The organism is Corynebacterium pseudodiphtheriticum (genome assembly GCF_023509295.1).
GTDB classification, from domain to species: domain Bacteria; phylum Actinomycetota; class Actinomycetes; order Mycobacteriales; family Mycobacteriaceae; genus Corynebacterium; species Corynebacterium pseudodiphtheriticum.
The window spans coordinates 2267512-2293822 of sequence record NZ_CP091864.1 but is presented as its reverse complement, the minus strand read 5'-3'; the positions used below and the strand labels follow the sequence as shown (position 1 = coordinate 2293822).

Genomic DNA, 26311 nt, shown 5'->3' with positions numbered 1-26311 from the left:
CAGTCTTCATGTTCAATCAATTTTAAGTACGTTAAACAAATCACCAATTTTAGAAGCACAAGCTACCGGAACAGACCCACCTAACCCGTGAATCCCATCAAGAGAGACTCTCCGTGACATTTGTCCTGGAATCACTAATCCATCATGGGTATGAATGAAGCAGGAAAGAAGATCCGATTCGAGTCCCGAAAGGATGCTTTCAGGGATTAGTCCCCTATTGTCAGAAGAGTATAGGACTCTAGCAGCCGCAAGCATTCCCGCAGTCCCTTGAGAGAGACCGGGTTCGACCGCTAATCCCGTAGAAAGGCCTCTAGCTATATATGGCCACGGTCCGCGGTTGATATCATCAGGAGGAAGAACCTTGAGAGCAGCCACTAGAAGTCCAGCGTTACCTCTATCGAAATAAGGCCGATATCGGTTCGTTTCATCCGTAAAGTAGAGCCCTCCTGAAACCTCTTGATAAGTCTCTGCCTCCAACCAGAGAAGTTTCTGGGCAAGGACAATATCTGAAGGATCCCCCACAGTAGCAAGAGCAAAAGCCACTCCCGCTGTTCCTCCAAAAAGACCCCTGTCATCGTTCCGATACACAACTTTCTTGTCTAACCACTCAAGGACACGGGACCTTAGAAGAGAGAGAACTTGCTCTTTAGTTTCCTGTAGTCCAGGCGTAGGGAGACAACCATGCAGTGACAATAAAATGCCCGCAATACCGCGATCTAATCTCCAAGAAAATTTTTCAAGGTCAGTATTTTGTACTGAATCCACATAAGCTGCTGACCAGCCAGTTGCTAAAGCAGATTTTCGCCAACTAAGAACTGAAGTGCCCCGAGTTTTGTTCCTAGGCATTTACCCTATTTTCTATTATTTCCCGAGACTCATCTTGTTCCCAAAACTCGGTTTCAACCTCAACCGGGGTTCGGTATCCCAAGCTTTGATGCAGCCTTTCCACATTCCACCATGACACTCACTCGAATGTCGCGTTTTCTACCTCGACAACATCATCCCACTTGCGGGTATGGATGAGCTCGTTCTTGTAGGAGCCGTTCACGTTTTCAGCCAAAGCATTGTCATACCAGTCACCGACACTTCCGGTGGAAGCTGTGATGCCGTGCTGGGAAAGTCGCTCGTTGTAGACCACGCTGACATATTGCGACCCGTGATCCGAATGGTGCACCAAACCTGTCGTTTCTTCAGCACACACTATCGCCTGGTTGAGAGCGTGCAGCGGCAGTGCTTGAAGTGCGCATCGAGTCTGATAACGCCCACCCAACGATCCGCCTGGAGTAAACGTCGGTGACAAACGCGGTGTAGACAAAACCTTTCTTCGTGCGCACGTAAGTAATATCGGCCACCCACAACTTATTGGGTGCTTCGGCGTTGAATTCGCGTTGCACCAAATCCGGGTGCGTATCCACCGTCTTTGACCTACGAGTGGTCACCGGTGAACGGCCTTTACCTTTGCCAGAAACACCAGCCAAACGCATCAGCCGTGCGGTGTGTTCACGACCGATATCGATTCCATCACGGCGAAGAGCATGCCACATTTTCCGCACACCATAGACACCGTAATTAGCTTGATGAACAGCACTAATGCGTTCAACCAGCACAGTATCGCGAAGGCGACGAGCACTAAGCCCACGGGCCTTGGACTGGCGGTATCCACGCGAGGTAATGAAGCCACCTTCGCGATTGTTCTTCAACGTCTCACAAATGAACTCGACTGAGAAACGATCCCGGTATTCATCGATGAACCGGATCATTTCCGACGTTTCGGGTCGAGTCATGAGGCGAAAAAGCCGAGGCAGCTTTCAACAACTCATTGGTGTCGCGTAGCTCTTGGTTTTCACGACGTAGTCTAGCGTTTTCAGCAATCACGTCTTCCTCGGCACGAGTAACATCGCCATCCCGGCGAGCCTGCTGGGTCCATTGTCTTGCCGTGTGCCATGAAACTCCCAGCTTTGGGGCTACTGCCTGACACGCGGCCTGCATCGACATATTTTCCGCCAAGATGCGATCTTCCACGAGGCGGACTACGCGGTCCTTTGCATCCTGGTCAAATTTTTTGGGCATGTTCCAGATTTTCCCATCTACTTAAACGGAACAAAACCTGGGACACTTCAATATCCTGATTTTCAGGTCTATCTTGTCAGACCGCCATGCCCAGCAACCATCCCAGCCAGACTGCGCCCAGCCCGCCGAGCACCGTGAACACGGTATAGAGGCTCAAGCGGATCCACGCCCGTTCGTAGGTCAGATTCCCAAGTTCGCGGGCCAGGGTTGCCAGGGTTGAAAGCGCACCGCAAAAACCTGTACCAAAAGCGATTTCCCAATATGGCAGGTGCACGAGCGCGCCCAGATCGACGCGCGCCAACATAATCCCGAGTGCGAAACACGCCAGCATATTAGAACACGCGGTTCCGGTGTAGCGGCCGCGCAGCTTGCTCAACAAGCCACGTACCAGACCGCCAGCAAAGGCACCGGCGGCGACGGAAGCCGTCGACAAGAGTGCTTCGGTGAGGCTGATATCGAGATTCATTCGCTCTCACCGTCCTTGCCGCCCGTAGCGCCTTCAGCGGCACGGAAAGCCGGGTTTACGCGCGGGTTCGTCTCCGGGTGCGCCCAGGGCCCATGGGTGAGCACAAAGTGTGTCATTTTCTCGCGCAGATCCAACACGTTGCGCAGCTGATCGCCACCGAGCCAGCAGATTGTGCAGGCAATGATAATCCCAGCGACGTAAAATACCTGGTGGCTGCCCAATTCTGTGAAGGCGAGCCCGACGAAGGCGGAATACGTCGAAAAGCCACCCAGCATGCCAGCACCGCCAAACGGGCCGGGTGCGAGATAGCCCATCAGGAAACAGGCGATCATGTCTAGTACGGCGACGGGAAATAGCTCTTCGCCAAAAATCGCGAGGGTAACGAACCGGACGAGCGCACCAATGGCGGCGCCGATCCCGATTAACATGGCCTCGCGAAACACAGCGCCGATCCTACCGACGACGCCGCGCCGGGCGGAAATGCTGCCAGCAGATCGCCCTAGAATGGGTTTATGAACGATTCCCAGCCGCAGATGAGGGATGCGCACAGTAAAAATTCGTCTGCTGGAAAGACGCACGGCGGCGTGCAGCACACGAGTTTTTCCGCGCCGGGAAAGAACCCGGTTGGTGAGGTAATGGTGGTTGCTACTGCCGACGGGCTAGTCGGGGTGTATTTCAGTGGCGGCAAGCATGTGCCAGATATTGCGGAGTGCGGGCCACGGTGTGAACTGGAAAGCGCAGCGGACGGCGTTGGCAACAGCGATGAAAGCATCCGCCGGATACTGTGCCAGGCGCGGAATGAGCTAGAGGAGTATTTCGTCGGCAAGCGTCAGGATTTCACGGTGCCTTTGGATTGGGCGCACGTGGCGGCGTCGGCAAGTGAGTTTTCGGTGCAGGTCTGGCGGCTGCTGCAGGGGATTGCGTATGGTTCGACCACGACGTATGGTGCGTTGGCGCGTGAGATGGGTAATGTAGGGCTATCGCAGCGGGTTGGGCAGGTAGTGGGGCGGAATCCGTGGAGTGTGATTGTGCCGTGTCACCGGGTGCTCGGTGCTGATGGTAGCTTGACCGGTTATGCCGGTGGCTTGGACCGAAAGCGCTGGTTGTTGCAGCATGAAGAGCCGAGCGCGGCGGAGGCCGGGCGGTTGTTTTAGTTGCTTCGGGCAGATGGAGTTTGGTTTAACCGTCGTTTGAGCAGGCTCTTTCGGAGGAATAAACTCGCGGTGACGATGATACCGGCTCTCCAGGATTCCGAGATTGGGTATAAGAGTAATTGTAAGTCGTAGTTATCGATTAGGTCTTGGTTAAAGGCCCAAAATTGTAGCGACCAAGTAAATCCGGACCAGAGTAATAAGCTGATTTCTGGCAGACGACTGCGTAGTGGGAACGCGGCGAAAATAGTGCTGATCACGATGGCGGCGACACTCATGAGTTGCCACCACCAGAGGTTGCTGCCGCCGGTAGTGAAATCGGTGGGGCCTTCTGAACAGTCATTCAGTGAGCAGTGTGCCCAACTCGTTAGTTGCAATACGGCGATCAGCAGAATTTCAGGGAACGGAAGCGCCCATCGCGGCCAATCCCAAAGCGATGAAGAACGGCTATCGTTACCCAATGTTAAACCTCTTTACATTGCTGCAGGTTCAACTATACATTTTTAGATTGACCGCTGAGTAATAGTAATCAGCTACTGGTCGGCCAGTACTCCTTTTAAAGGAGCATAGTCATCCAGCGAGTATGAACACTATCTCCGCTTTGGTCTATGAATGACTCTCCGGTTGGGTGCCCATTCAACCGGATTCCCAGCCGCTCCGGGCCCACACTTGTGCTACACGGGTAGATATTGTGTGGGCCCCTGTTCGAGGGCGTCGGTAAGCATTGATCATCTCGGCATGCTTACCGGTGCTTGGACCGAAAGCGCTGCGTTAGAGCAGCGTGTAGCCGCCGTCGTTAAGGAATTGCGCAATCGGTTGCGCAACCTGATGGATAGCGTCTTCTTTCAGGCCACCGGAAACGATTCCGATAGGAAAGGCATGCCCGTTGTGGGTGGCAAAAACCGGTCCGCCGGAGTCGCCGGGCAGAGAGATCGCGTTGTAAATCAACTGCCCGTCAGCGCCTACTCCGTAATATGGTCCACAGGAAAGCCCGGTTCGTGCACCCATGCGGCAGAGTCTCGGCTTGTGCTCTTCTGTCCAATCCGTATTCTGCACCGCAGCGGTGATCATTTTTTGGTTCTTCCAGAAAAGCTGCAGGCTAGCATCGACCATCGCAGGATTGTCGATTTTGATCAGCCCTTTGTCGTAGCGTCCAATGTCGCCATGATTCTGAAACTCTGAATAGGTCATCGTTCCCACTACATGGTGCCTGCCCTCGGGGTCTTCGATGCTGAAGACGTCCCCTTCGCGGCCACAATGCCCGGCGGTGAGGATGAACTGTTCGCCGTTCTTTTCGACGATCCATCCCACCGAGCAGTATGAACCCAACCGGGTGTTCGTAATCCGGGCACCTGGTGTGATTTTTCCGGGGCGCTCCAGGAACTGAAAAGCTTCGCCTTCGGCATAGATTTTCTGGCCGGTGACCTCGTGCCACTCGATGTTTTCTTCCCGGCTGAAAATAGGAACCTTGGTGATCTTTTCGACGATCTGCGGCTGCCCTTGTGGCGGCTGCTGTGGTTGCTCTGGTTGTTGGACCGGCGGGAGTTTCGGCATCTTGGGCAGCGGCTGCGGCTGTGGTGCCGTATCTTGTGGCTTCGGTGCCGGTGCCGGTGCCGGTGCCGGTGCAGGCTGTGGCTTTGGGGCGGGACCTGGAGCATTGCTGGAACCAAAGCTGGATTGCGCGGCAGCGATTCCTGGTTCACTTATGCTCAGTGGCCCGCTGGTGAAGCCAAGTGTTAGGCACGCAGCGACAGCGAGTACGCCACGGTGCTTGCGGGGGTTGAATGCGGGAGAAATCATTAGCGGCGCCCACCGAAGAAGTTCTGGATGGTGCGTTCCAGGTTGGTCAGGAAGTCATTGATTACCGGGACGTTGTGGCGCAGTCCCTGCAATGCAGCACCGATGCCGGCAAAGACAAGACCAATTCCGCCCACTGCGGCGATCGCCTTGAACCAAGGGCTGGAGGTGATTGTGTCTGGTGTGGTCGTGCTCGGCGGGGTAGGTGCGCTCGGTGGGGTGGCGTTTGGTGGCGTCACCTGTGGGGTTTGGTTTGGCTGCTCGCCTGGAGCTTCTGGTGCAGGCTGTTCACTTGGGTTGGCCGGGGCTGGGTGTGCACCTGGACCTTCTGGGGCATCTGCCGCGCCTGGAACGTTCGGGGCCTGTGGTGCTTCTGGCATTGCTGGGGCAGTCGGGCCGTTAGTGACGACGAGATCCTGGGCTGTATCGAGCTCACGGTTGGTTTGCGACAACGCATGCGCAGCCAGCGTGCCGATCACATACTGCTCATTGGGGTCCAAAACGTTGCCCGGAATGTTGATTGTCTTCACGAAGCTGCCGTTGTTCAGCTCGCGCATCTGCACCCATTCGGCGGCAACTGGACGGCCCACCGGTGCAGACTTGCCGACGTTCCACTGCGATTTCTTATACACCGCAACGTAGACACCCTGCGAGGCGCCTTCGCCGACGAACCCCGCACCTCGGACAGTAATGTCACCACCCGTGGCAGCATTTACCGTCGTTGTAGAAACATCCAGCGTCGGAGTGGCAACTGCCCCGTCTTTGACCTTGAGCAAAACGCCGTAGTCATATTCGTGGTTGCCGTGCTTGTCGACGCTTACCACGAAGTATTTTTTCTTCGGGTTCAGCGTATTAGCTGGAATTTCCAGGTTCTGCGAGAACTTACCATTGGTGACCTTAGCCGTCGTAGAAGCCAGAGCTTTCTTCGCGGTGTCGGAGTTGAAGATTCCGTTTTCAGGAATGTCGGCGTCTTCCAGGACATAGAGATCCATCTCTTTGCCGTTCAGGTAGCCGCTGCCGTTGACGGTGATCGTGTTTGCTTTCCGGCTATCCAGCGGCGTTTCTGGGAACAGGGTCAGGTCAGGGTCGATGCCTTGTTCTGGGGTTTCTGACAGGAAGATTCCGGAATATGCAGACCACTCGGTTTCGCCTTTTTCGGTGATGACCTTGATCTGACCGCGGTAGCGCTGACCTTTCTTCAGTCCGGTGAACTCAGCGTACCCATTAGCCATTTCGCTTGGGGCGATGTACGCGTCGCTTTCCTGGTTGCCTTTGTCGTCGACAGGCACCAGGCGAGCTTCAACTTTCGTGATGTCCTCGTAGCCAGCTAGCGAGTAGAACAAACCGGCCTTGGAATAGTCTTTCGCCGATGCCGGGCTGATGCGCGGAGCATCAGGGGTTTTCAGTGCCTTATTTTCTGGTGTTTGCTTCCCAGGCTTTGCTGGGGTCGACGGTGCTGGCTTTGCTGGCTTGGACGGTTTTTGATCCTGGGACGGCGCAGGCGCAGGAGCTGGTTTCGACGGTGCTGGCTGCGATGGTTTCGGTGCAGGATCAGCTGGTGCTGGAACCTCTGGTTTAGCTGGACCTTCAGGCTTCGCTGCTGGTGGCTGCGGCGCATCAGGATCGACGACGGTGACGGTCTCGCTGAATTTTTCTTCGGTCCATTCTGGCGTACCGAATTCATCGCGGTTCAGGTTGGCTTTCACGCCTACGCGGTACGTTCCCGGCTGGCGGCCAACAAAATCAGCGGTGGAAATTTGTGGACCACGGTCGAGATGGTTGACATAAGTGTTCTGTCCGTCGTTTTCTCGGTACAACGTGATGCGAATGCTTGAGCCGCGTTTGTCATTTTCTGCAAGCTTCCACCGCGCGGTTACTGTGTCATTCTTGGCGCTTGCTTGGACTTCTGCGAGTGATTGGGAAGCGAGTTTGACTGGTTTTGCGAGGTCCAATCGACGATCAATAGGCAGCATCTTTCCGCCAGCAAGGGTGCCTATTTGATAGGAATCGCCTTGCACGAGGCTGATTTCACCTGGATTAATCTGAATCTTCTTGGTGAAGGTGCCATTGACAATCTCTTCGGGCTTGATGTGCACCGAGACGCCCTTTTTCTCGATGTCGCGCGGTAATTCTCCTGGGGTCCACTTAGAAGCAGCCCAAAATACGAGGTAGACACCTTCTTGTGCAGCCGGACCGGTGTATCCTTTACCGGATACCGTGAATTCGCCGCCTTTGGCGAGGTCGATTGTGTCGGTATCGACTGTGAATTGCGGATTGGGATCTTCACTGACGACAAGTGGTTCACTGGTTTCGGAAGGTCGCGAATTTCCAGTCGCACTTTGTGCCTCTACCGTCGCGGTGTAAGAAACCCCAGCTTTTAGATTTGGGAATTCAGCGAAGTTATCGGGATACGTGCTCGTGCCCGTAACTTTTTGTTCGAGAGGGCCAGAACCATCATTAGGCTGCAATTTCACAACGTAGGTGTGAATCCGGGTGCTGCCTGTAGAGCGGCGGTCCCATTCGACGCGTGCCGTCTTGCCTTTCTTGAGCTGTAGGTATGGCTTGTGTGGTGCTTCAGGAGCCTGTGGCTTGTCAGTGGTGGTCAGGATCCGTGATTGGCTGAACTGGGAATTTTCGACACCCCGCACCGCAAACACGCGGACCACATAATCACCAGGTGCTACGTTTGCGAACTGATAATGTGTTGCGTTGCCAGCAACGAATTGATCCACAACGGGCTTACTAGTGACAGGTTTTCCGTTCTGCACTTTCAAAAGTTGCACTTGGTGATAGCTCGTCTGAAACTCTGCTGGCGCAAGTTCCCATTGTGCTGTGATGAGCTGCCCTTCGGCGAGCACGCCGGTCAGCTTCGGACCTTCTGCGCGAGAAGTATCTTGATCCTCGGTCGAGGCTTGTGGCTCCTGAGCAGCCGGAGGAGGGGTGAAGTCCTGTGCATGTGCGGGAGTGAGTGTGCCGAATCCAAGCGACAGAGAGGTCAAACCTGCCACCGTTACCTGCATCCAGAGGCGCCGATTATTTTTCACAGTCAGAGCAATCCTTTCAAGGAAGTGGGAATAGAGTGAAACTCTATTGAAAATCAGTTAAAGGTTAGCCTTAGGTTGTGAACTTAAGCCAGGCCAACCTTGGTGATATTTAGCACTGCGTTTAAAAGTTGATGCGTACTATGCGAAAAATCGGCGCCAAGAACTAACGGTTCGCCGGCTCCCAACCCAAAGCAGGGGCCACATGCTCAGCGAAATTCTGCAAAAGCCGCAGGTTCAGATCCACACCCAGCTGGTTCGGGATCGTCAGCATCAAAGTATCCGCCTCCATCACGGCGGCGTCGTCTTTGAGCTGTTCGATCAATTGCTCCGGCTCGCCAGCATAAGTGCGACCAAACGTGGACTCATAACCATCAATAATGCCGATCTGATCATTCCCGCCACTCATGCCAAACAACGCACGATCCCGGTCGCTGACAATCGGGAACACGCTGCGGCTCACCGACGTCCGCGGCGTCCAATCATGCCCAGCCTGCTTCCACGCCTCGTGATAAGCCTGCAACTGCGCCGCCTGCAAATCACCAAAAGCCTCACCAGTGGCCTCCGTCAGCAACGTGGAACTCATCAGGTTCACACCCTGCTCAGCGGCCCACTCGGCAGTTTTCTTCGTTCCAGCACCCCACCAGATATTGCGCTGCAAACCAGGCGAATGCGGCATCACCGGTAGCGGAGTGCCCGGCTGATAAATCGGTGGATACGGGTCCTGTGCAGACTTGACGACGGCCTCACCACGCACGCCCTGCATAAATTTCGCGAACTTCTCCCGGGCAAGATCTGCCCCGCGCGGATCGTCGGAACCGGTATAGCCGAAAGCCTCCCAACCACGGTGCGCAGGCTCCGGTGATCCCCGTGAAACCCCCAACGCGACCCGGCCGTCGGCAAGCAAATCCAGTGCGGCGGCCTCTTCTGCCAAGTACAACGGGTTTTCGTAACGCATATCGATCACGCCGGTACCGACCTCAATGTGCTTGGTGCGCGCGGCAATCGCAGAAAGCAACGGCATCGGCGCCGCCCCCTGCGGGGCAAAGTGGTGCACGCGGAAATACGCGCCATTCACGCCAATCTTGTCTGCCTCCACGGCAAGCTCCAGACCCTGCTTGAGGGTCTGCTGGGCATTAGGCTCACGCTGGCCGGGGAACTTGTAATGGCCGAAGCTGAGGAATCCGAATTTCTTCATGTCACCATAATAGATGATGTGTCAACTAGTTGCGAGGCCCATTTGGTTTTCTTGCCCCTGTGGAAAATTGTAGACCGGTAATTAATTTTAGTGACTCGCGGCACTATCGCTAGGAAAGTCTGTTGTATATGCTGGCACTCAGATCACAATCACTCAGATCACAATAGAAACTCCGGTAACAGAGGCTAAGGAGCATCCCATGTCCGAAACCCATACCCTGACCACTTACGACGCCATTATGGACGCCATCACCACCGACGGTGGCAGCGACGGCACCGCCGAAATCCACAACCCCGCCACCGGCGAGCTGGTTGGCACCTACCAGGTCCAAAACGAAAGCGATCTCAACGAGGCCATTGCTGCTGCGCGTGCTGCGCAACCAGCCTGGGAAGCCCAAGGCGATCACGCCCGCTGCGAACTGCTCAATAAATTCGCCGATGCCATTGAACAAGCCGCAGAACCACTGGCCACGTTGTTATCGCAAGAACAAGGTAAACCACTCAACGGACCCAATGCTCGTTTCGAGGTCGGCGCGTGTGCCGCGTGGTTGCGGGCAACCGCCTCATTTGAATCACCGGATTACACCGCCGTTGATGATGACATTACCGCTACCGTGCACTACCGCGCGCTGGGTGTTGTCGGCGCGATTGGTCCATGGAACTGGCCGATGATGATCACCATCTGGCAAATCGCCCCAGCACTGCGCATGGGAAACACCGTCGTCGTCAAGCCTTCTGGGTATACCCCGCTATCGGTCAGTGCGTTGGTGGCCATTGCTAATACTGTGTTGCCGAAAGATGTGCTGCACATTGTCACTGGTTCGGGTGGGGTTGGCGCCGCCCTGTCGACCCACCCGGACGTCGACAAGATCATGTTCACCGGTTCGACGGAAACCGGAAAGAAAATCATTGAGGCTTCTGCCAATAACGTCACCCGCCTGACCCTGGAGCTTGGCGGTAACGATGCCGCCGTGGTGCTTGACGACGTCGACCCGCAGGCGATTGCCGAAGACCTGTTCTGGGGTGCGTTTATCAATACTGGGCAAACCTGTGCTGCAGCTAAGCGTATCTACGTTCCGGATGCGATTTATGATGAGGTGGCAGAAGCACTGGTAGCTGTGGCCAAGCGGATGCCGATGGGCAATGGCCTTGATGAGAACAACGTGCTAGGCCCGCTGCAGAACAAAGCGCAGTTCGACATTGTCGATGGCCTGGTTAAAGCCGCAAGAGATGCTGGCGCACGCGTACTAGTTGGTGGTGACCCGGATTATGATGCGCCGGGGTTTTTCTATCCGGTAACGATCGTGGCTGATATTGATCCGGATAACCCATTGGTTGCGCAAGAGCAGTTCGGCCCGGCGGTGCCGCTGATTCGCTATTCCGAGTTGGATCAGGCGATTGAGTGGGCCAACAGCTTGGACGTGGGTTTGGGTGCTTCGGTGTGGTCGGCGGATGCGCAGAAAGCCCGCGAGGTGGCAACGCGTTTGCAGGCCGGCACGGTGTGGATTAATAAGCATGGTGCGGTGGATCCGCGGGTGCCGTTTGGTGGTATTAAATCCTCCGGTTACGGCGTGGAGTTTGGTACTGAGGGGTTGAAGGGGTTGGCTTACCCGCAAGCGATTAACGCTTAGCGGGGAGTGTTTGGCGCTGTTGCGATCCAGCGGGTTCCCGAGCCCCGCTGTGGTCCGGCTGGATCGACCTGTGCGCGTCCCAACGCGCGCAGGTGTCGTAGCACGTTGGTTATTTCTCCACGAGAAACACCGAATTGCTCTGCTAATTCGGCTGCTGCGACCGTTTTCCCATCCTGCAATTGGGCTTCGATTCTTTCTTGAATGCTGACGAGCGGTGTTTTGGAAGACTTCTGGCCGAAGAATTTGGCCGCGGTTGCCGATATGACCCACTCATCGGAACCGTTAATCTGCTGTAGTACCCCGAATCCTTCGAGCGCGTTCAGCAGTTCTCGGGCCTCGAGCGCAGAGGTTTGGGTGCTGTGTGCGGTTTGTTTGAGTGTGATAAGTGGTGCGTGCCAGAGTTTCCACAGCACAAGCATAGTGTTCAAATTATTGATTACTTCGTCACTGAATCGTTCTTGGAGCTCGTGGATTGCTTTAATAAAAGCAACATCAGGGTTTCCGGCCGCAAAAATGACTTCGACAAATTCGTCAGTAGCTATTACTTCTGGGACTTCACGTCCAGTGCTCAGCATCGCCAACCACATTCGATCAAAACCGCGAGATGATTCTTCGGCTAGCCCAATTGAACGCATGGTTGCCATTAGCCGTCCGTTGCGTGGGACCGATTGCGTTGTCAGTAGCCTATTTTCATCGACACCAGGAACCAACGGGCCTGGTGACCATACCTTCATGATGCGCGGTGATTGGTCAATGACAATTGGCATTTCCGTACGCCAGTCACGATGGATGATGGCATTGGTGATGGCCTCGTCGATAGCTTGTGCAGGAAATCGTGGAATTGCAGACTCTTGCCCAGTGTTGAATTGCACCCGCACCATTTCTTGATTTGCTCGTTCCAGGATGAGGCGCCGGAGCGCAGGTAGTGCTTCTAATAACGGTGAGCAAAATTCGGTGACTTGCGGATCTGAACTGGGCATTACGCGCCAGAGGTGCCGAATCGTTACTTTGGTGGGTGCTGCTGGACTAAGCAGAATTTCTCCAGCACGTTTGAGGATTCCGTGATCGCTGAGTAAACCAACTTCACGTAAAAGCGCGTGAGTACCGGAAGGGGTGGCCGCATCAATGCCGCGCCGTTGACGATAGGAACGTAATAGTCGACGTAGTTCAGTAATGACGTCTAGGGGAAGGTCTTCTACTGGCAGTGACGAGGTGCGATTGGAGTAGTCATCATCTTCGCGGATACGACGGATCAGTCTGCGTTCTTCTTCCGACATCGCACGGCAATTAGTGCCATCACGTTTTGTGGGCGTGACATCCATAGCGTCGAATATAGACAAAACCCCAGGAAGTTGTTTTCTGTGCGGCTGTTCTTCTTCTAAAACAACTAGCAAACAACTTGGAAACAACTTGTGCGGTTTTAGGGCAGCGAAATTGGTTATTTTCCCAGCTCAGAATAGTTGTTGCTAGTTGTTTTGAGTTGTTGTTAGTTGTTTCAATAAATAACAACAACTGCAATTCCGGACCTCTTAGTTCCTAGGCCCACGCGGACCGTAGTCGAATTCCGCGGTCATCGGGCCGAAGGCCTGCAGGCCAGCTGGGGCGTCTTCTGGGTCCAGGTGGATTTCCAGGAACGCACCCTTGTCGCTGTTATTAATAGCGGTGAAGGCGTCGGCAAGCTCGTCTTCAGTGCGTGCGGTATAGGAAACCATCTCGGTTCCGGGGGCAAAAACCTCCGGTAACTTGTGATAAGCCCAATCAGCGATGTCGTTATACTCGCGGTCCATGCCCAGGATGTAGCGCTCGATGGTGTAGCCACGGTTGTTCAGCAACACGATGATGGGTTTTTGCTTTTCCCGCAGAATCGTCGACAACTCTTGGGCGGTCAGCTGGAAAGAACCATCACCGATAAACAGCAGGTGGCGCGTGTCGGCATCGGCCATTTGGCTGCCCAACAGAGCTGGCAGGGTATAGCCGATTGAACCCCAAATAGCACTGTTGATGTAGCGCACATTCTCCGGCATCCGCTGCGGTCCCAAACCGATATTGGAGGTTCCGGCCTCTGCAATAACCGTGTCACCAGGGCGGATGAACTCTCGCACCTGCGGCCACAAGCGTGCCTGCGTCAGCTCGGCACCAGCCTGCACCTCAAAAGGCTCCGGCAGCACTGCCTCCGGGTTCACGCTGCTGGGCTGCTTGGCTGCTCTGTCTCCGGCGCTCTCTCCCTTGCTGTCTCCCGCGCTGTCTCCGGCGCTCTCTCCGGCGGCGTTAGTGCCCGAGCCAGCCCCGTCGGCAGCCGGCAGCCGCTCCAGTAACTCGGCCAGCACCTCCTTGGTGTCCAAGCCCACGATGTGCTCGCCATAAATATTTACGTGCTGGTCACCGAAATCGACGATATTTTCTTCGTGCAGATCATGCGAGAAGCTACCCGAGTTCACCTCAATGAACCGTGGGGTGCAGGTGAGCAAGAAATCCGAGCCTTCCACGCGCTCGCGCACGCCCGGCCACGAGGCCTTACCGTTATAGGTGCCCAAAAACAGCGGGTGCTGCTCGCTCAACAGCGCCTTGCCGGAAGCCATTTGTGCATACGGCAGCTGGATCTTGTCGACGAGCTGGGCAAACAAATCTAAGAACCCGTGGCGCTGCGCGTCCTGGTCGACGAGCAGCACCGGGTTTTCCGCGGCCGCGAATTCCTGCACCAATCGCTCCAGTACGGCCTCGAGCTGCACCGGATCCGACGGTTCGAGCGAGGTATCCAGTGGTTCCTCCGGCACGGTGATACTCAGGTGGGAGATATCGGAGGGCAGCTGCAGGTGCACCGGCCGCTTTTCTCGCAGGCAGGTCCGCAGCGCGCGATCAATTTCGGTAACCGCATTCATGGGGCTGATGCGCTCGGCCAGCGCGGTGAATGGGCGCAGCGAATCGAGCATGTTGCCGAAGTTGCCGTCGGCAAGCGTATGGTGCAGCAACCAGCGTTTTTCCGTGGCAAACAGCGGGGGAGCACCGGCGATCGAGACCATCGGGATGTGCTCGCAGGCGGCCCCGGCCAAGCCGTTGAGTGCGGAGAGCTCGCCAACACCGTAGGTGGTCAAAAGGCACGAGACCCCGCGGGCGCGCGAGTAGCCGTCGGCAGCATACGCGGCGTTGAGCTCATTGGTGCTGCCCACAAAGCGGATGCCGTCGGCAGCTTCAATTTGTTCCAGCCAGTTCAAGTTGAAATCACCCGGCACACCAATAACTTCAGTGATGCCGATTTCTTGCAAGCGGCGGATGAGAAAATCGCCAATCGTCATGCGCATGTTGTACTAGCCCTTCTGTGAAAACGGGACGGATCCCGTAAACCTATTAGACTATAAAACCATGAGCGAAGCGCGTGAAAACACTGAAAAAACTAGTACTGGCCCGGAACACCGTTATACCCCGCAGCTTGCCAACCAGATTGAGTCGCGTTGGCAGCAGTACTGGGACGACAACGGCACGTTTCATGCGCCAAACCCGACCGGTGATTTAGCTCTTGCCGACGGCACCCTGCCCGAAGACAAGCTCTTCGTCCAGGATATGTTCCCGTATCCGTCTGGCGCGGGCTTGCACGTGGGGCACCCGCTGGGCTATATCGCCACGGATGTGTTCGCCCGGTTCAACCGCTTATTGGGCAAAAACGTGCTGCACACCTTGGGCTATGACGCTTTTGGTCTGCCGGCTGAGCAGTATGCGATCCAAACCGGAACCCACCCGCGCACGACGACGGTGGCGAATATTGCGAATATGCGTCGCCAGTTGGGTTCGTTGGGGCTGGGTCATGACAAGCGCCGTTCGGTGGCCACCATTGATCCGGAATTTTATCGCTGGACGCAGTGGATTTTCTTGCAGATCTACCAGTCCTGGTTCGATGAGCAGCAGCAAAAGGCGCGCCCGATTGACGAGTTGTACCCGCTGCTGGAATCTGGCGAGCTGGCCACCAAGGACGGCCGCGAGTATGCGTCGTTAAGCGAGGAAGAAAAAGACCGGGCCGTGGATGAATTCCGCCTGGTGTATCTGAGCGATTCCACCGTGAACTGGTGCCCGGGCTTGGGCACGGTGTTGGCGAATGAAGAGGTCACCGCCGATGGCCGCTCTGAGCGCGGCAACTTCCCGGTGTTCCGCAAGAACTTAAAGCAGTGGATGATGCGCATTACCGCGTATTCTGACCGCCTGTTGGATGATCTGGAACTGCTGGATTGGCCGGAGAAGGTGAAATCCATGCAGCGCAACTGGATCGGTCGCTCGCGCGGTGCGGAGGTGGATTTCCGCTGCGAAGGCCACGACATCACCGTGTTTACCACCCGTCCCGACACGCTGTTCGGTGCGGAATACGTCGTGTTGGCCCCAGAGCACCCGCTTGTCGACGCTTTGCTCTCGCCAGTTCCTTACGACGATGACGTCGATAGCCGCTGGACCTATGGCCATGAAGACCCGAAAGAAGCCATCGAGGCATACCGCAGTGACATCGCCGCGAAGTCGGATTTGGAGCGCCAAGAGAATAAGGAAAAGACTGGTGTTTTCTTAGGCAGCTACGCCACCAACCCTGTCAACGGGAAGAAGCTGCCGGTCTTTACCGCGGACTACGTATTGACCGGCTACGGTACGGGCGCGATTATGGCTGTTCCCGCGCACGACGAGCGTGACTATGAATACGCGCAGGTCTTTGGTTTGCCCATCACCGAGGTTGTTGCTGGCGGGGATGTTTCTTCTGCCGCGCACACCGGTGAAGGCACTTACGTGAATTCCGCCAATGACGACGGGCTGGACCTGACCGGCAAATCCAAGGCAGAGGCGATTGCGACGACGATCGACTGGTTGGCTGCGCGTGAGCTAGGCGTCGAGAAGATCCAATACAAGCTGCGTGACTGGCTGTTTGCCCGCCAGCGTTATTGGGGCGAGCCATTCCCGATCGTCTACGACGAGGCCGGACGGCCACACGCGATCCCGGAAGATCAGCTGCCGGTGGAGTTGCCGGAGGTTGATGACTACCAGCCGGTGTCCTTTGATCCGGATGACCGCGACACCGAGCCACAGCCGCCGTTGGCGAAGGCACGCGAGTGGATTGAAGTGGAGATGGACTTGGGCGAAGGCACCAAGACCTACTACCGCGATGCCAACGTCATGCCGCAGTGGGCAGGTTCATCCTGGTACCAGATGCGCTATATCGATCCGACGAACAGCGAAGCTTTCTGCGATATCGACAACGAGCGCTATTGGACCGGGCCACGCCCAGAGGTTCATGGCCCGAACGATCCGGGCGGGGTGGACCTGTATGTCGGCGGCGTGGAGCATGCCGTGCTGCACCTGTTGTATGCGCGTTTCTGGCACAAAGTGCTGTTTGACCTGGGGCATGTGAGCTCGAAAGAGCCCTACCGTCGCTTGTACAACCAGGGCTATATCCAGGCCTATGCCTACACCGATTCCCGTGGCGTCTACGTGCCTGCCGAAGAAGTCGAAGAGCGCGACGGCGAGTTCTTCTATCACGGCGACAAGGTGAACCGGGAGTACGGCAAGATGGGTAAATCGCTGAAGAACGCGGTCGCGCCCGACGATATTGCCGAAAACTTTGGCGCCGATACCCTGCGTGTTTATGAGATGTCGATGGGTCCGCTGGCGGATTCACGTCCGTGGGCCACCAAGGACGTCGTCGGTGCGCAGCGTTTCTTGCAGCGCCTGTGGCGCCTGGTGGTCAACGAGAACACCGGCGAGGTGGCCGTCGTGGATGCGGAGCTGGGCAAGAAGGATCTGCAGCAGCTGCACCGCACCATCGCTGGGGTGCGCGACGACTATGAGAACCTGCGGGTGAACACCGTCGTCGCCAAGCTCATCGAGTACGTGAATTACTTGACGAAGAACTACCCGGACGGTGCTCCGCGCGCTGCCGTGGAGCCAATCGCTGTGATGGTGGCTCCGGTGGCGCCGCACATCGCCGAGGAGTTGTGGACGCGCCTGGGCCACGAGGGCACGATTACCTTCGTGCCATTCCCGAGCTTCGACGAGAAGTACCTGGTTGACGACGAAATTGAGCTGCCCGTGCAGGTCAACGGCAAGGTGAAATCGCGGGTGCAGGTCGCTGCCGATGTCTCCCAGGATGATGCCGTGGCCGCCGCGCTTGCCGACGACAAGGTGCTCGCGGCGATTGGTGAGAAGTCCGTGGTGAAGCAGATCGTGGTGCCTGGCCGCATGATCAACCTGGTGGTGAAGTAACCGGTATTGTGACCCGGCAAACAGGCTAGACTAGGTGCATGAAACCTCATGCACGGAAACTCGCCCGCACGCTTGGCATCAGCGCCGTCATTGCTTTAGGCGTGGCGGGCTGTTCTAATCCAGAAAATCGTCCCGATCCGCAGCCTGCCGACAGTGCTGCCGACAGTGCTGCCGACAGCGCTGCGGATAGCACCGCCGATGCCGCAGCAGGTTCCAACGCAGCCAGTGAGTCTGCTGGCGCGGGCTCGGAAACCGGCTCGGCTACAGCGTCGGCTACGTCCGCCGATTCGGCGTCGGCAAGCGAATCGACCGGAAAATCGAGCGAGAAATCTTCAGGAAAATCCACCGAAAAAAGCTCCGGCAAGTCCACAGACAAGTCCAGCGAGAAATCCGGTTCCCAGAAATCCAGCTCGGAGAAATCCAGCAAGTCGAGCGGTAAATCCAGCTCCAGCAAGTCGAGTTCTAGCAAGGAACCAACCCCGGCGGCTGACCTCGGCTACGGTGAGACCATTGAACCGACCATCACGGACGGCTTCTACCGCATTGCACTGCCGGATGGTTCTTTGTGTGAACTCCCGGAAACGGTCGCGCCGGGCGAGGACGGGCTGCGGTGTTTGCTGAATATCGATAAGCCGCTCAAGGATGTCAATGGGGACATGACGCGCGGCATCGTGTTCCGTAACGGAATGTTTACTCCCGATGAACAACTCTCCACCACCGAGGCGGCTGAGGCGTTCATGGAGCGGAATGATTCTGCCGAAGAATTGAAGGGTGCGCAGGCAACCGCGTTCGCTGGCTATTCCGTAGTGGCAGAATCTGCCGATGAGATCGCGTTTGTGGGTGCTACTGACGACGGCTTCGGTACCTTCTTTATCGCAGGTCAGGCTGTGTCTCCGTTCTGGAATCCGACGCCAGCGTGGATCGAGGCACCAACAATAGCGGAGTACTTGCAGCGCATCATTGCTGCCGACGAAAAGGCCGGGCGTCGTTAAGCCCGTTAGCTTGCTCACAATCCAAAAAGTTTGCTTGTTTGTAACCTTGTGTGAACCTCGTATTTCCGCACGCCCTATACATTGCTTGTTGTAAGGCCCCGAGTGGGTCTGAAACAAACCAATCAGTGGCAGTACGCACCTCTAGTTTTCTTAAGTTTTCTGGGGGTGCGGGCTGCAAGTGCGAAGCAAGGTGTCAGGAAACAGATGATGTCACACACTTCCTCAGGGCAAACGTTCCCGGATCAGACCGCATCCGATGACCGCACCCTTGGCGACGCTCAACTACGGCTGGAACAGGGTGTGCAGGAAAAGCAAAAGGCTCCGCGTAATCCACTGAAGCGCCTCGGCATTGACACTGATAAGCAGTGGGTGAACTGGGTTGCTGTCGCCGTCAGCGTGTGGTTGCTTATCACCGCCGTTGGTGTGATCGGTGATGGCTTTAAGGCTGCCACCGGCGATCACGCGGAAGAGCTGTTCGCTTTTGCACAGAACCCACTGATCGCCCTCATGGTCGGCATCCTGGCCACTGCGTTGATCCAGTCTTCGTCGACGACCACCTCGATTGTCGTCGGCATGATGGCAGGTGGTTTGCCAGTCCAAATCGCCATCCCAATGTTGATGGGCGCGAACGTCGGCACCACGCTGACCTCGACGCTGGTCTCGTTGGGCATGGTGCGCGACAAAGAGTCCTTCCGTCGTGGTTTCGCCGCAGCGTCCGTGCATGACATGTTTAACCTGCTGGCGGTGCTGATCTTCCTGCCGTTGGAGTTGATGTTCGGCCTGTTGGAAAAGGTCACCGGTTTCTTGGTTTCCGGCGTGAACGCCGAATCCGAACAGGCTGGTTTCTTGGCTACCGGCATGGAAGGCCTGGGCACGTTCATTGGTTTTATTACCGAGCCGGGCAAAGACCTGCTGGTTGCGTCGACGAGCTGGTTGCCAGAGACCATCGCTGGTGTCGCGCAGATTTTGATTGGTATTGCGCTGATCCTTGGCGTCGTGAACTTCATCGGTGCGCTGCTGAAGGTCGTGATGGTCGGTAAGGCCAAAGACATTCTGCACAAGTCCTTGGGCCGTGGTCCGATCTCCGGCATTGGTGCTGGCATGGTTATCACCATGCTGGTGCAGTCTTCTTCGACGACAACCGCTCTGGTGGTGCCGCTGGCTGGCTCCAATACGCTGTCGATCCGCCAGGTCTACCCATTCACCATTGGCGCAAATATCGGCACCACGATCACCGCACTGATTGCCGCATTCGCATTCACTGGCTTGGAAGGTCAGGCTGCTCTGCAAGGCGCGCTGATTCACCTGATGTTCAACGTTTTCGCTGCTCTGGTGATTTACGGCATCCCAGGTGTGCGTGAGGTGCCGCTGTTTTTGGCGCAGGGCATCGCGAATATTGGCGCACGTAACAAGCTGTATATCGCAGCGTGGGTGCTGGGCATGTTCCTGGTGCTGCCGGGCGTTTTGATCCTGCTCACCACTGTATTCTAGGAATCACCACTCATCCCGGTGCAGAACATGCTCGCCGGTGATATGAGATAAGGAAGTAATAACGATGATGGATCCGCACCACGACACAGGGGCTGACAATCTACGTGGCAAGTCCGTAGAAGAACAGCTGGAAAAGATTCTGCGTGAGGCCGAAGCATCGTTAAGCGAGCTGCGCAGTGAGCTGGCGGAGCAGCGCCGTCGCAAAGAGCTAAGCCTAGAGATTGAACGTTTGCCGGAGCATTTGGAAAACACCACCGTCCAGTGGTCCGTTGTGCGGGATTTCTTCTCCGAGTTGATCGGGGAACTGCGTGAGACCCGGGAAGACAAGCTTGGGACTAGCGAAGCTGGGGAGACTGACAGGGGAGCTGCTTCTGGTCAACACCAGGATGGCGGCCACGAAAATAACAGCACCCATCTGCACAGCACCGATCAACACGGCTTCGAGCACGATGACCACGATGACGCAGAGAACAATAGCCACGAGAACCCACGCGAAGCGCACGGCTCACAGCGCTAGCACTAAAACCCTGAAGCGCTAGCACTAAAACCCCGATGAGCCACCCGCGCCAGAAAACCCAGAGCTAAACGACGTATTCGTGCTCCCGCTGTTCGAGCTACTAGATTGCGCCTCGACGGTGGAAGCATGCCAGCTGCTCAGCGCCCAATAAGGCACGAAGTTGTTCCATCCATAACCCGGACGGTAATCGGACGAAGTCAATCCCGGGGCTTGCGGCGCATCCGCCTTCGATTCGTCAATATCGCTAAATTCTTGCTTACGCAGCTCCGTTAATGCCGCCTGATAATCACGCAGCACGCCAATAAAATTGTCCAAGAAATCCTCGGCACTAGGTTCCTGGGCTAGAGCTTCGGTTCGCTGCTGGATTGCAGCCAATTCCTGGTAAAGACTGGAATCAACATTCCGCACCTTCATTTTCGCCTCGACGACGTCGTCACGCAATGACTGCGCCTCGGTGCGCCGGGTGAGTTCATCACCATTTTCCAAAGCAAAGATCGTGTCGATGTTGTCTTCGGCATGGTGCATTTTCTTCGCGGTCGAGGCCGCGTCACTGAGCTGGCCCGCGTACTGCAGAAAAGTCTTGTCGTCGCTGCGCGGGCTGAGTTCACTGAACTTGGAGACGTCGTCATGCATGTGCAGAAAGCGATCCCGCACCTTGCGCCACTGGTCACGCAACTGCTGATCCGCAAAAGCGGAGGTCAGTGAATGTGCGCGGATATCGATGGCATCCAAACGCTGGGCGAGTGTGCCGAATTCAACGGAAATATAGTCGAAGTCTTCCCGCGCTTGGGCGATTTTCTTTGCCCGGCTACGCCGATACCCTCCGGTTGTTGCGGCAACACCACCACCGAGGGCTGCGGCTCCGAGACCTCCCATAACGATGGCGGAGGTGCGGTTGGATTCTGCGCTATCGAAGCGCGCTTGCTCGAGGGCAGCGAGATCGGTTGCCACGGATGCGCCGTGGAACAGGCCGCCGGGGATATTGCCGTCTTTGACACCGGGTTTGATTGCATCCAGTGATTCGCTCAGATGGCTGCTGTCGCGCAAATCGAGTAACTCTGCGACGTCATCACCAGCGAAAATGAAAGCTTGCCGGGGATCAAGCCCTACGCCAACAAACAATGTGCCGTCGGCAAAACTATCCTCGTCGATGAGCTCCGGGTGGTGATCGCGCAGGTAGTTTTCCACGGTGTCGTTGACGTTGTCGTCGTTATCTGCGAAAACAATATAGTGCAGCTGCTTGACGACGCCCGGTACTTCGAGGCGTGCGGCATCACGTTCAAGGATTCGCTCGTCGTCGGCTGTGAGCACGCCGTCGGGGTTATGAATGCGCAGAGCGACATTGCTGTGCGTCGGCGCGTCGATCTGGTAGTGCGCCCGTTCCGGGGAGCCATAGGTGGTGGCGATACCTAGTGCTGCACCACCGCCAAGCACCCCGGCGCTAAGAATCGAAGCTGCGACAATCTTTCCGACGGTTGGCTTCATGTGCTTGATGGTGCACCGCGGGGTGCGGGGCGCGGAGTGACCGCAGATGGCCTAGCGATGCTGCTTGCGATTTTGCACCAGCACTGTCGTGCTGAGTGCTGTCATTCCTAAACAGTTGAGCCAGAATTCCTTGCCTAAAAACTTTGCCTTCACATGCGCGAAGATTGCACAGGCGAAATAAGCCACGACGCCGGTGGATGCGGCAGTTGTCAGTTGCGGGCTGTTTTGCGCAGTGCCGCGCACAAGCCCCAAAGCGGCCAATGACTTGATGACGATCAGTGACCACCACCAATTTTGCGGAAAGTTCACCCCATGCAGGCAATCTCGAATGAATTTGGGAGGTTTGATTGACATTGCTGCATCCCCAGCGAGAACTGCTGCCAGAAAGTAATTTCCGCGCTTTGCCTGTTTGTCCATACTAGGCATCTTATAGAGACTTAATTGCTGTAGCTATTCAAAGACCTAAACCTTGTGATTGCGGTGCAAGCCCTATCTCTGCAACACGGATGCGCGGTGCGCATCGAAACCAGCTTCAACGGCGGGGAGAGCACACCGATCTTGAAGTGACGTTCCGCGCCCCCGATGGATGATATCCGCGGCACTTCAGGGGTAGAATTCTTCGTCTAAATCCACCCTGATTCTCGCGCGCGTAAATATGCTTCGAATCGGTTTTGCGCACCGAGCTTTGCCATTGCCGAGGAAAGATAGTTCCTAGTTGTTCCGGTAGCCAGAAAGACTTCTTTGGCAATCTGTTCTATCGAACCTCCTCTACCAGCGGCTTCTATAACGTCAGCTTCGCGTTCAGTCAGTGGGCTGGAAGTTGCAGTGATGGTCATAGCAGCGAGCTCTTGGTCGATGAAGCTTCTGCCTTCGTGTACCGTGCGGATCGCGGTGGCAAATTCTTCCGCGGTCGCAGTTTTAGGTAGAAATCCTTGTACCCCGGATGTCAGCGCTCGTTTGAGTTGGTGTGGCCGCGAATGACTCGTGACGATCACAATGGCAGTTTGAGGCGACAGGCGCGAAATTTCTTGTGCTAGTTCGACGCCATCAATACCTCCGAGCTGCAGGTCTGTCACCAGCACATCAGGTAGTCGGGATTCGAGGGCGTTGGCCTTTTCCCACCGAGACATCACCTCCTCACCGGAGGCGAAAGTCTCGGTCACCGTAAGATCGGCTTCCAGTTCTAACAAGGTGGCTAGCGATGAAGCGATCAGCTGTTCATCGTCGACGATTGCTACGGTGATCATCGGTTGGTGCCTTTCCAAGAAAGTGTCGCAGTGCACTGATTGTTTTGGTGAATAAGCGAGATTGTTCCACCGATTTGCTTAGCCCGTTCCTGTAGCGCTTGTATGCCACCGAGCGGCCCGAAATTGCGCTCCACCCCGTCATTGGTGATGGATACCGCGTGTTCTGAGAATGTGACGTTCACCTTGCTTGCGTTCGAGTGTTTCATCACATTGGTGGTCGCTTCACGGATGAACCAGGCGGCGGTTTGTTGGCAGGATTTTGGGATGTCTTGTGGATGCCCTGTCACGGTGACCGCGATGTTTGCTTTTCTCAGTAGGCTACTAGCATCTTCAAGCTCAGAGTTTGGGTGCAACGTGCGATAGCCTGTTACCACTTGATGTAAATCCGTACGCATGAGACGTACGAGCTTTTCAATGTCGCGAAGTTCATCATCTGTCCGGTCGGCATCTTTCCTGTGTAGTGAGATGGCGAGCTGAGTCTTCAGAGACATCGCTGCTAGGCGTTGTCCCAGGCTGTCGTGCAGTTCTTGGGCGAAGCGTAGGCGTTCCTCCTGTATTTTCAGTTGTGACTGCAACTCTCGCGTGCGGTAGAGCTCTTTCACGATACTCACCGACCACACAGACACCTTGCTCAATAAAACCAACACTAATGCAAAAGCGATGATATAGATGGGATGATCCAGCTTAGGGTGCCTAACCACAGATGCAGTGATTACGCTTAATGCCACAACGATCAGATAAGCGTGTTTAATGTGGATCGATAGCACGAACGCGAAGCTGAATAATAAAAATACTGATAGTCCGCCAATGCTACCTGTGAGATGGGGAGCGCGTTGCGCGGCAAGGAGACCGATGGAGATAGCCCAGCACAGTAGGTTTACGGCGATAGCTCCCGGATAAAGCTTTCCGAGCGGTCGAGATGTTGTTGAAAAGGCTGACGTTCTTTCGATTGTCAGTGCAGTGAGTCCGCCGTTGATTAAAACGACCAGAAGGACGAGGGAAGGTTTAAATTCGCCGGGCGGTGCCAAAACCTGTCGGAAGCTCAAGATAGCAATTGCTAGTAGCGCTGCATGCATTGAGAGCCGAACGTAGGTGGAGAACTTTTCGGTCTCTGGCATCTCCATGAACCCTCGTAGCATGGTCACTCTGTCAGCGTACATCGAGTTTCATTAACAATCAGCGGTTAGTTTCCCATTTCATGTAGCGGAATGCTGCCCACATTAGGGCAACACTCCAGACCAACATCAGTGCAAGCGGGTTCATTGCGGTGACCAGAGTGGTCGTTAGCTCGCCATCTGTAGGTGCGGCATCCGAAGTAAGTGGTTGACCAGTCCATTCAATGAAGGTGAGATCGCCAAGTAGCGCAAACGGTGTGCGTGCTAATGGATCTTGGATTTGATCGGGCATTGTCGACCGCAGTGGAGATTGTGAGAGCATTGCCAAAACCATGACGGGAAGAGACGTCATCTGTGCGGCTTCGGCATTGGCAGTGATTGAGCTGGTAAGCAGCGCCAAACCTGTAGAGATGACAATTCCTAACACAATGGCCAGAAGCAGCAGAATTCCTGTACGCGGTATGTCGCCTGTGTAGATGATGAGTATGCCAGACATTAACGCGGTAAGCAGGAGTGACATGATCGCCCCAGGCGTAGCCAACGCAGCTATAATCTCTGCGCTGCGAGCCTCACCGGTACGTAATCGCTTGAGCACGCGCTCATCACGACGTGCAGTGGTCATGGACAGCACGGAGTAGAATTGGACGAACATCAGCGTAATAAGGAAAAACACTTCCATTGAGATTGCGGTGCGCACTTGTGTGTTTGCAGGCTGTTCGTCCCCACTCATGAACTGCATCAGTAGGCCCACCCCAATGGGAAATACGACAGCCATGAACAGCAGTGTCTTGTTGCGCAGGTATTGCCGGATTTCGGCCATAGCTAAGGATCGGTAGCGCTTCCAGCTGGAATTCCGGTGATTGGTGGATGCTGAAACCGATTCGGTGGCGGTATTGGCATCGTGAGAGGTTGTAGAGGTCATTGTTTGCGCTCCTTCGTGGCTAGTTTGATGGTCTTTTGTCGCCAGCGATGCTCATGAACACCTTTTCCAGGGAGGCAGGGCGAGCGGAAAAATGTTCCAACTCAAGTTGGTTTTTACGTGCCCACTCCAAAACTGCGAGAGTGTCCTGGGGTAGCTGTTTTGTATAGATTGTGTGGCGTTTTTGTTCGGTGGTGATGGTGGTACCCGGAAGCCGGGGCGGGGTATGGATGCTGGATACCGTGATCTCTGCGGAAACCGAATTCACCAGCTCGGAAAGCGTGCCCTCACGTGCAACGGTTCCTTCATTCATAATGGCGATACGATCACAAAGCGTTTCGGCTTCTTCCAAATAATGGGTTGTTAGGACCATCGTCACGCCCTGTTTTTTGAGTCGCAGGAGCAGATCCCAGACATTTCTACGAGATTCCGGATCGAGTCCCGTGGTGGGCTCATCGAGGAACAGAAGTTCCGGATTTCCGAGCAAGGCACAACCGAGATCAAGCCGACGTTGCTCGCCGCCAGAGAGGGCCCCTACCCGAACATCAAGTCGGTGTAATAGCTCGACGTCGGCAAGTATTTCTTCTGGATCTCGGGGATTAGAGCATGTGCCCTGCCACATCTTGATAGTTTCCTCTACCGTTAGCTGCGAGGGAAGCCCACCCGACTGGAGCATGATGCCCATTCTTGGACGAATGAGAGCCCTATCATCGAAGGGGTCGCGCCCGAAGACCTTGACTTTGCCAGAAGTTGCAGGGGCTAGCCCTTCGAGAATCTCCAACGTAGATGTTTTTCCAGCGCCGTTGGTGCCAAGAAGGCCGAAGACATCGCCGCGGAAGACACGGAAGTTCAGTCCTTTGGCGGCCCAGAACGCTTTCGTTCCCTGGCCATAACTACGGGTAAGGTCGCTGACTTGGAGCACTGTTTCAAGTCTTGTTGATTCGCTCATGCTTCTATGCTGGCA

The 26311-nt window shown here is 55.7% G+C and carries 23 protein-coding genes and 1 pseudogene; 6 read left to right on the top strand and 18 right to left on the bottom strand.

Annotation, left to right across the window (positions count from 1 at the left end; genetic code table 11):
• Positions 1-12: 12 nt before the first annotated feature.
• From L9H78_RS10235 to L9H78_RS10220, 6 genes and pseudogenes are all read right to left on the bottom strand, one after another.
• Entirely contained in the window at positions 13-846 is an 834-nt protein-coding gene (locus L9H78_RS10235) for a glycoside hydrolase family protein (RefSeq protein WP_249620029.1), read from the bottom strand.
• Positions 847-964: 118 nt separating this feature from the next.
• Complete coding sequence (locus tag L9H78_RS10620) at positions 965-1201, bottom strand: hypothetical protein (RefSeq protein ID WP_347276363.1); 237 nt, start codon at positions 1199-1201, stop codon at positions 965-967.
• Complete coding sequence (locus tag L9H78_RS10615; protein ID WP_347276362.1) at positions 1191-1784, bottom strand: IS3 family transposase; 594 nt, start codon at positions 1782-1784, stop codon at positions 1191-1193. Before L9H78_RS10615 ends, L9H78_RS10620 begins: the two co-directional genes overlap by 11 nt.
• A pseudogene (locus L9H78_RS10610) lies at positions 1741-2116 on the bottom strand (transposase). Before L9H78_RS10610 ends, L9H78_RS10615 begins: the two are co-directional and overlap by 44 nt.
• 30 nt (positions 2117-2146) lie before the next feature.
• The gene (locus L9H78_RS10225; protein ID WP_126844195.1) at positions 2147-2536 is read right to left on the bottom strand and encodes a fluoride efflux transporter FluC; all 390 of its coding nucleotides are present in this window, start codon (positions 2534-2536) and stop codon (positions 2147-2149) included.
• The gene (locus tag L9H78_RS10220) at positions 2533-2979 is read right to left on the bottom strand and encodes a CrcB family protein (protein WP_249620028.1); all 447 of its coding nucleotides are present in this window, start codon (positions 2977-2979) and stop codon (positions 2533-2535) included. Before L9H78_RS10220 ends, L9H78_RS10225 begins: the two co-directional genes overlap by 4 nt.
• Positions 2980-3048: 69 nt before the next feature.
• Here L9H78_RS10220 and L9H78_RS10215 point away from each other — a divergent pair, with 69 nt between their 5' ends.
• Positions 3049-3690, top strand: coding sequence for a methylated-DNA--[protein]-cysteine S-methyltransferase (locus tag L9H78_RS10215; RefSeq protein ID WP_249620027.1), 642 nt, complete (start codon positions 3049-3051; stop codon positions 3688-3690).
• Positions 3691-4323: 633 nt separating this feature from the next.
• Here the strand turns inward: L9H78_RS10215 and L9H78_RS10650 are convergent.
• The 4 genes from L9H78_RS10650 to L9H78_RS10200 all read right to left on the bottom strand — a co-directional run bounded on the left by L9H78_RS10650 (position 4324) and on the right by L9H78_RS10200 (position 9723).
• The gene (locus tag L9H78_RS10650) at positions 4324-4419 is read right to left on the bottom strand and encodes a hypothetical protein (RefSeq protein WP_430622686.1); all 96 of its coding nucleotides are present in this window, start codon (positions 4417-4419) and stop codon (positions 4324-4326) included.
• 39 nt (positions 4420-4458) lie between these two features.
• A complete protein-coding gene (locus L9H78_RS10210; protein WP_249620026.1) occupies positions 4459-5487 on the bottom strand; it encodes a S1 family peptidase in 1029 nt (342 codons plus the stop codon).
• A complete protein-coding gene (locus tag L9H78_RS10205; protein WP_249620025.1) occupies positions 5487-8528 on the bottom strand; it encodes a fibronectin type III domain-containing protein in 3042 nt (1013 codons plus the stop codon). The genes L9H78_RS10210 and L9H78_RS10205 overlap by 1 nt, the downstream gene beginning before the upstream one ends.
• Before the next feature lie 163 nt (positions 8529-8691).
• The gene (locus tag L9H78_RS10200; RefSeq protein WP_249620024.1) at positions 8692-9723 is read right to left on the bottom strand and encodes an LLM class flavin-dependent oxidoreductase; all 1032 of its coding nucleotides are present in this window, start codon (positions 9721-9723) and stop codon (positions 8692-8694) included.
• A gap of 199 nt (positions 9724-9922) precedes the next feature.
• Here L9H78_RS10200 and L9H78_RS10195 point away from each other — a divergent pair, with 199 nt between their 5' ends.
• Positions 9923-11353 (top strand): aldehyde dehydrogenase family protein, encoded by a 1431-nt coding sequence (locus L9H78_RS10195; RefSeq protein ID WP_249620023.1) that lies wholly within the window; start codon positions 9923-9925, stop codon positions 11351-11353.
• On the opposite strand, the gene L9H78_RS10190 is transcribed toward L9H78_RS10195, so the two are convergent.
• Positions 11350-12675, bottom strand: a complete 1326-nt coding sequence (locus L9H78_RS10190) for an ATP-binding protein (RefSeq protein ID WP_249620022.1) — start codon at positions 12673-12675, stop codon at positions 11350-11352. The two genes, L9H78_RS10195 and L9H78_RS10190, sit on opposite strands and share 4 nt — an antisense overlap.
• A gap of 207 nt (positions 12676-12882) precedes the next feature.
• Positions 12883-14652: an alpha-keto acid decarboxylase family protein gene (locus tag L9H78_RS10185; RefSeq protein ID WP_249620021.1), complete on the bottom strand. Its 1770-nt coding sequence runs from the start codon at positions 14650-14652 to the stop codon at positions 12883-12885.
• A gap of 61 nt (positions 14653-14713) precedes the next feature.
• Between L9H78_RS10185 and leuS the strand changes: the two genes are divergently transcribed.
• The 4 genes from leuS to L9H78_RS10165 all read left to right on the top strand — a co-directional run bounded on the left by leuS (position 14714) and on the right by L9H78_RS10165 (position 20581).
• Positions 14714-17581: a leucine--tRNA ligase gene (gene leuS / locus L9H78_RS10180; protein ID WP_249620020.1), complete on the top strand. Its 2868-nt coding sequence runs from the start codon at positions 14714-14716 to the stop codon at positions 17579-17581.
• A 38-nt stretch (positions 17582-17619) separates the two neighbouring features.
• Positions 17620-18573: a hypothetical protein gene (locus L9H78_RS10175; RefSeq protein WP_249620019.1), complete on the top strand. Its 954-nt coding sequence runs from the start codon at positions 17620-17622 to the stop codon at positions 18571-18573.
• 204 nt (positions 18574-18777) lie between these two features.
• Positions 18778-20064: a Na/Pi symporter gene (locus L9H78_RS10170; protein WP_249620018.1), complete on the top strand. Its 1287-nt coding sequence runs from the start codon at positions 18778-18780 to the stop codon at positions 20062-20064.
• A 64-nt stretch (positions 20065-20128) separates the two neighbouring features.
• Positions 20129-20581, top strand: coding sequence for a hypothetical protein (locus L9H78_RS10165; RefSeq protein WP_249620017.1), 453 nt, complete (start codon positions 20129-20131; stop codon positions 20579-20581).
• A gap of 24 nt (positions 20582-20605) precedes the next feature.
• Here the strand turns inward: L9H78_RS10165 and L9H78_RS10160 are convergent, their stop codons facing one another.
• The 6 genes from L9H78_RS10160 to L9H78_RS10135 all read right to left on the bottom strand — a co-directional run bounded on the left by L9H78_RS10160 (position 20606) and on the right by L9H78_RS10135 (position 26296).
• Entirely contained in the window at positions 20606-22066 is a 1461-nt protein-coding gene (locus L9H78_RS10160) for a DUF5129 domain-containing protein (RefSeq protein ID WP_249620016.1), read from the bottom strand.
• Between the two features lie 51 nt (positions 22067-22117).
• A complete protein-coding gene (locus tag L9H78_RS10155) occupies positions 22118-22483 on the bottom strand; it encodes a DoxX family protein (RefSeq protein WP_249620015.1) in 366 nt (121 codons plus the stop codon).
• Positions 22484-22689: 206 nt separating this feature from the next.
• Complete coding sequence (locus L9H78_RS10150) at positions 22690-23313, bottom strand: response regulator transcription factor (protein WP_249620014.1); 624 nt, start codon at positions 23311-23313, stop codon at positions 22690-22692.
• The gene (locus L9H78_RS10145; protein WP_249620013.1) at positions 23310-24431 is read right to left on the bottom strand and encodes a sensor histidine kinase; all 1122 of its coding nucleotides are present in this window, start codon (positions 24429-24431) and stop codon (positions 23310-23312) included. Before L9H78_RS10145 ends, L9H78_RS10150 begins: the two co-directional genes overlap by 4 nt.
• Before the next feature lie 58 nt (positions 24432-24489).
• Entirely contained in the window at positions 24490-25350 is an 861-nt protein-coding gene (locus L9H78_RS10140; RefSeq protein ID WP_249620012.1) for an ABC transporter permease, read from the bottom strand.
• 19 nt (positions 25351-25369) lie between these two features.
• Positions 25370-26296 carry an ABC transporter ATP-binding protein gene (locus L9H78_RS10135; protein WP_249620011.1) on the bottom strand — a complete coding sequence of 309 codons (927 nt, stop codon included), beginning with the start codon at positions 26294-26296 and terminating at the stop codon, positions 25370-25372.
• Positions 26297-26311 lie beyond the last annotated feature (15 nt).

Coding starts and splice junctions, on each gene's coding strand:
- L9H78_RS10235 (WP_249620029.1), bottom strand. CDS start 846: ATGCCTAGGAACAAAACTCGGGGCACTTCAGTTCTTAGTTGGCGAAAA.
- L9H78_RS10615 (WP_347276362.1), bottom strand. CDS start 1,784: ATGACTCGACCCGAAACGTCGGAAATGATCCGGTTCATCGATGAATAC.
- L9H78_RS10225 (WP_126844195.1), bottom strand. CDS start 2,536: ATGAATCTCGATATCAGCCTCACCGAAGCACTCTTGTCGACGGCTTCC.
- L9H78_RS10215 (WP_249620027.1), top strand. CDS start 3,049: ATGAACGATTCCCAGCCGCAGATGAGGGATGCGCACAGTAAAAATTCG.
- L9H78_RS10650 (WP_430622686.1), bottom strand. CDS start 4,419: ATGATCAATGCTTACCGACGCCCTCGAACAGGGGCCCACACAATATCT.
- L9H78_RS10210 (WP_249620026.1), bottom strand. CDS start 5,487: ATGATTTCTCCCGCATTCAACCCCCGCAAGCACCGTGGCGTACTCGCT.
- L9H78_RS10200 (WP_249620024.1), bottom strand. CDS start 9,723: ATGAAGAAATTCGGATTCCTCAGCTTCGGCCATTACAAGTTCCCCGGC.
- L9H78_RS10195 (WP_249620023.1), top strand. CDS start 9,923: ATGTCCGAAACCCATACCCTGACCACTTACGACGCCATTATGGACGCC.
- L9H78_RS10190 (WP_249620022.1), bottom strand. CDS start 12,675: ATGGATGTCACGCCCACAAAACGTGATGGCACTAATTGCCGTGCGATG.
- L9H78_RS10185 (WP_249620021.1), bottom strand. CDS start 14,652: ATGCGCATGACGATTGGCGATTTTCTCATCCGCCGCTTGCAAGAAATC.
- leuS (WP_249620020.1), top strand. CDS start 14,714: ATGAGCGAAGCGCGTGAAAACACTGAAAAAACTAGTACTGGCCCGGAA.
- L9H78_RS10175 (WP_249620019.1), top strand. CDS start 17,620: ATGAAACCTCATGCACGGAAACTCGCCCGCACGCTTGGCATCAGCGCC.
- L9H78_RS10170 (WP_249620018.1), top strand. CDS start 18,778: ATGATGTCACACACTTCCTCAGGGCAAACGTTCCCGGATCAGACCGCA.
- L9H78_RS10165 (WP_249620017.1), top strand. CDS start 20,129: ATGATGGATCCGCACCACGACACAGGGGCTGACAATCTACGTGGCAAG.
- L9H78_RS10160 (WP_249620016.1), bottom strand. CDS start 22,066: ATGAAGCCAACCGTCGGAAAGATTGTCGCAGCTTCGATTCTTAGCGCC.
- L9H78_RS10155 (WP_249620015.1), bottom strand. CDS start 22,483: ATGGACAAACAGGCAAAGCGCGGAAATTACTTTCTGGCAGCAGTTCTC.
- L9H78_RS10150 (WP_249620014.1), bottom strand. CDS start 23,313: ATGATCACCGTAGCAATCGTCGACGATGAACAGCTGATCGCTTCATCG.
- L9H78_RS10145 (WP_249620013.1), bottom strand. CDS start 24,431: ATGCCAGAGACCGAAAAGTTCTCCACCTACGTTCGGCTCTCAATGCAT.
- L9H78_RS10140 (WP_249620012.1), bottom strand. CDS start 25,350: ATGACCTCTACAACCTCTCACGATGCCAATACCGCCACCGAATCGGTT.
- L9H78_RS10135 (WP_249620011.1), bottom strand. CDS start 26,296: ATGAGCGAATCAACAAGACTTGAAACAGTGCTCCAAGTCAGCGACCTT.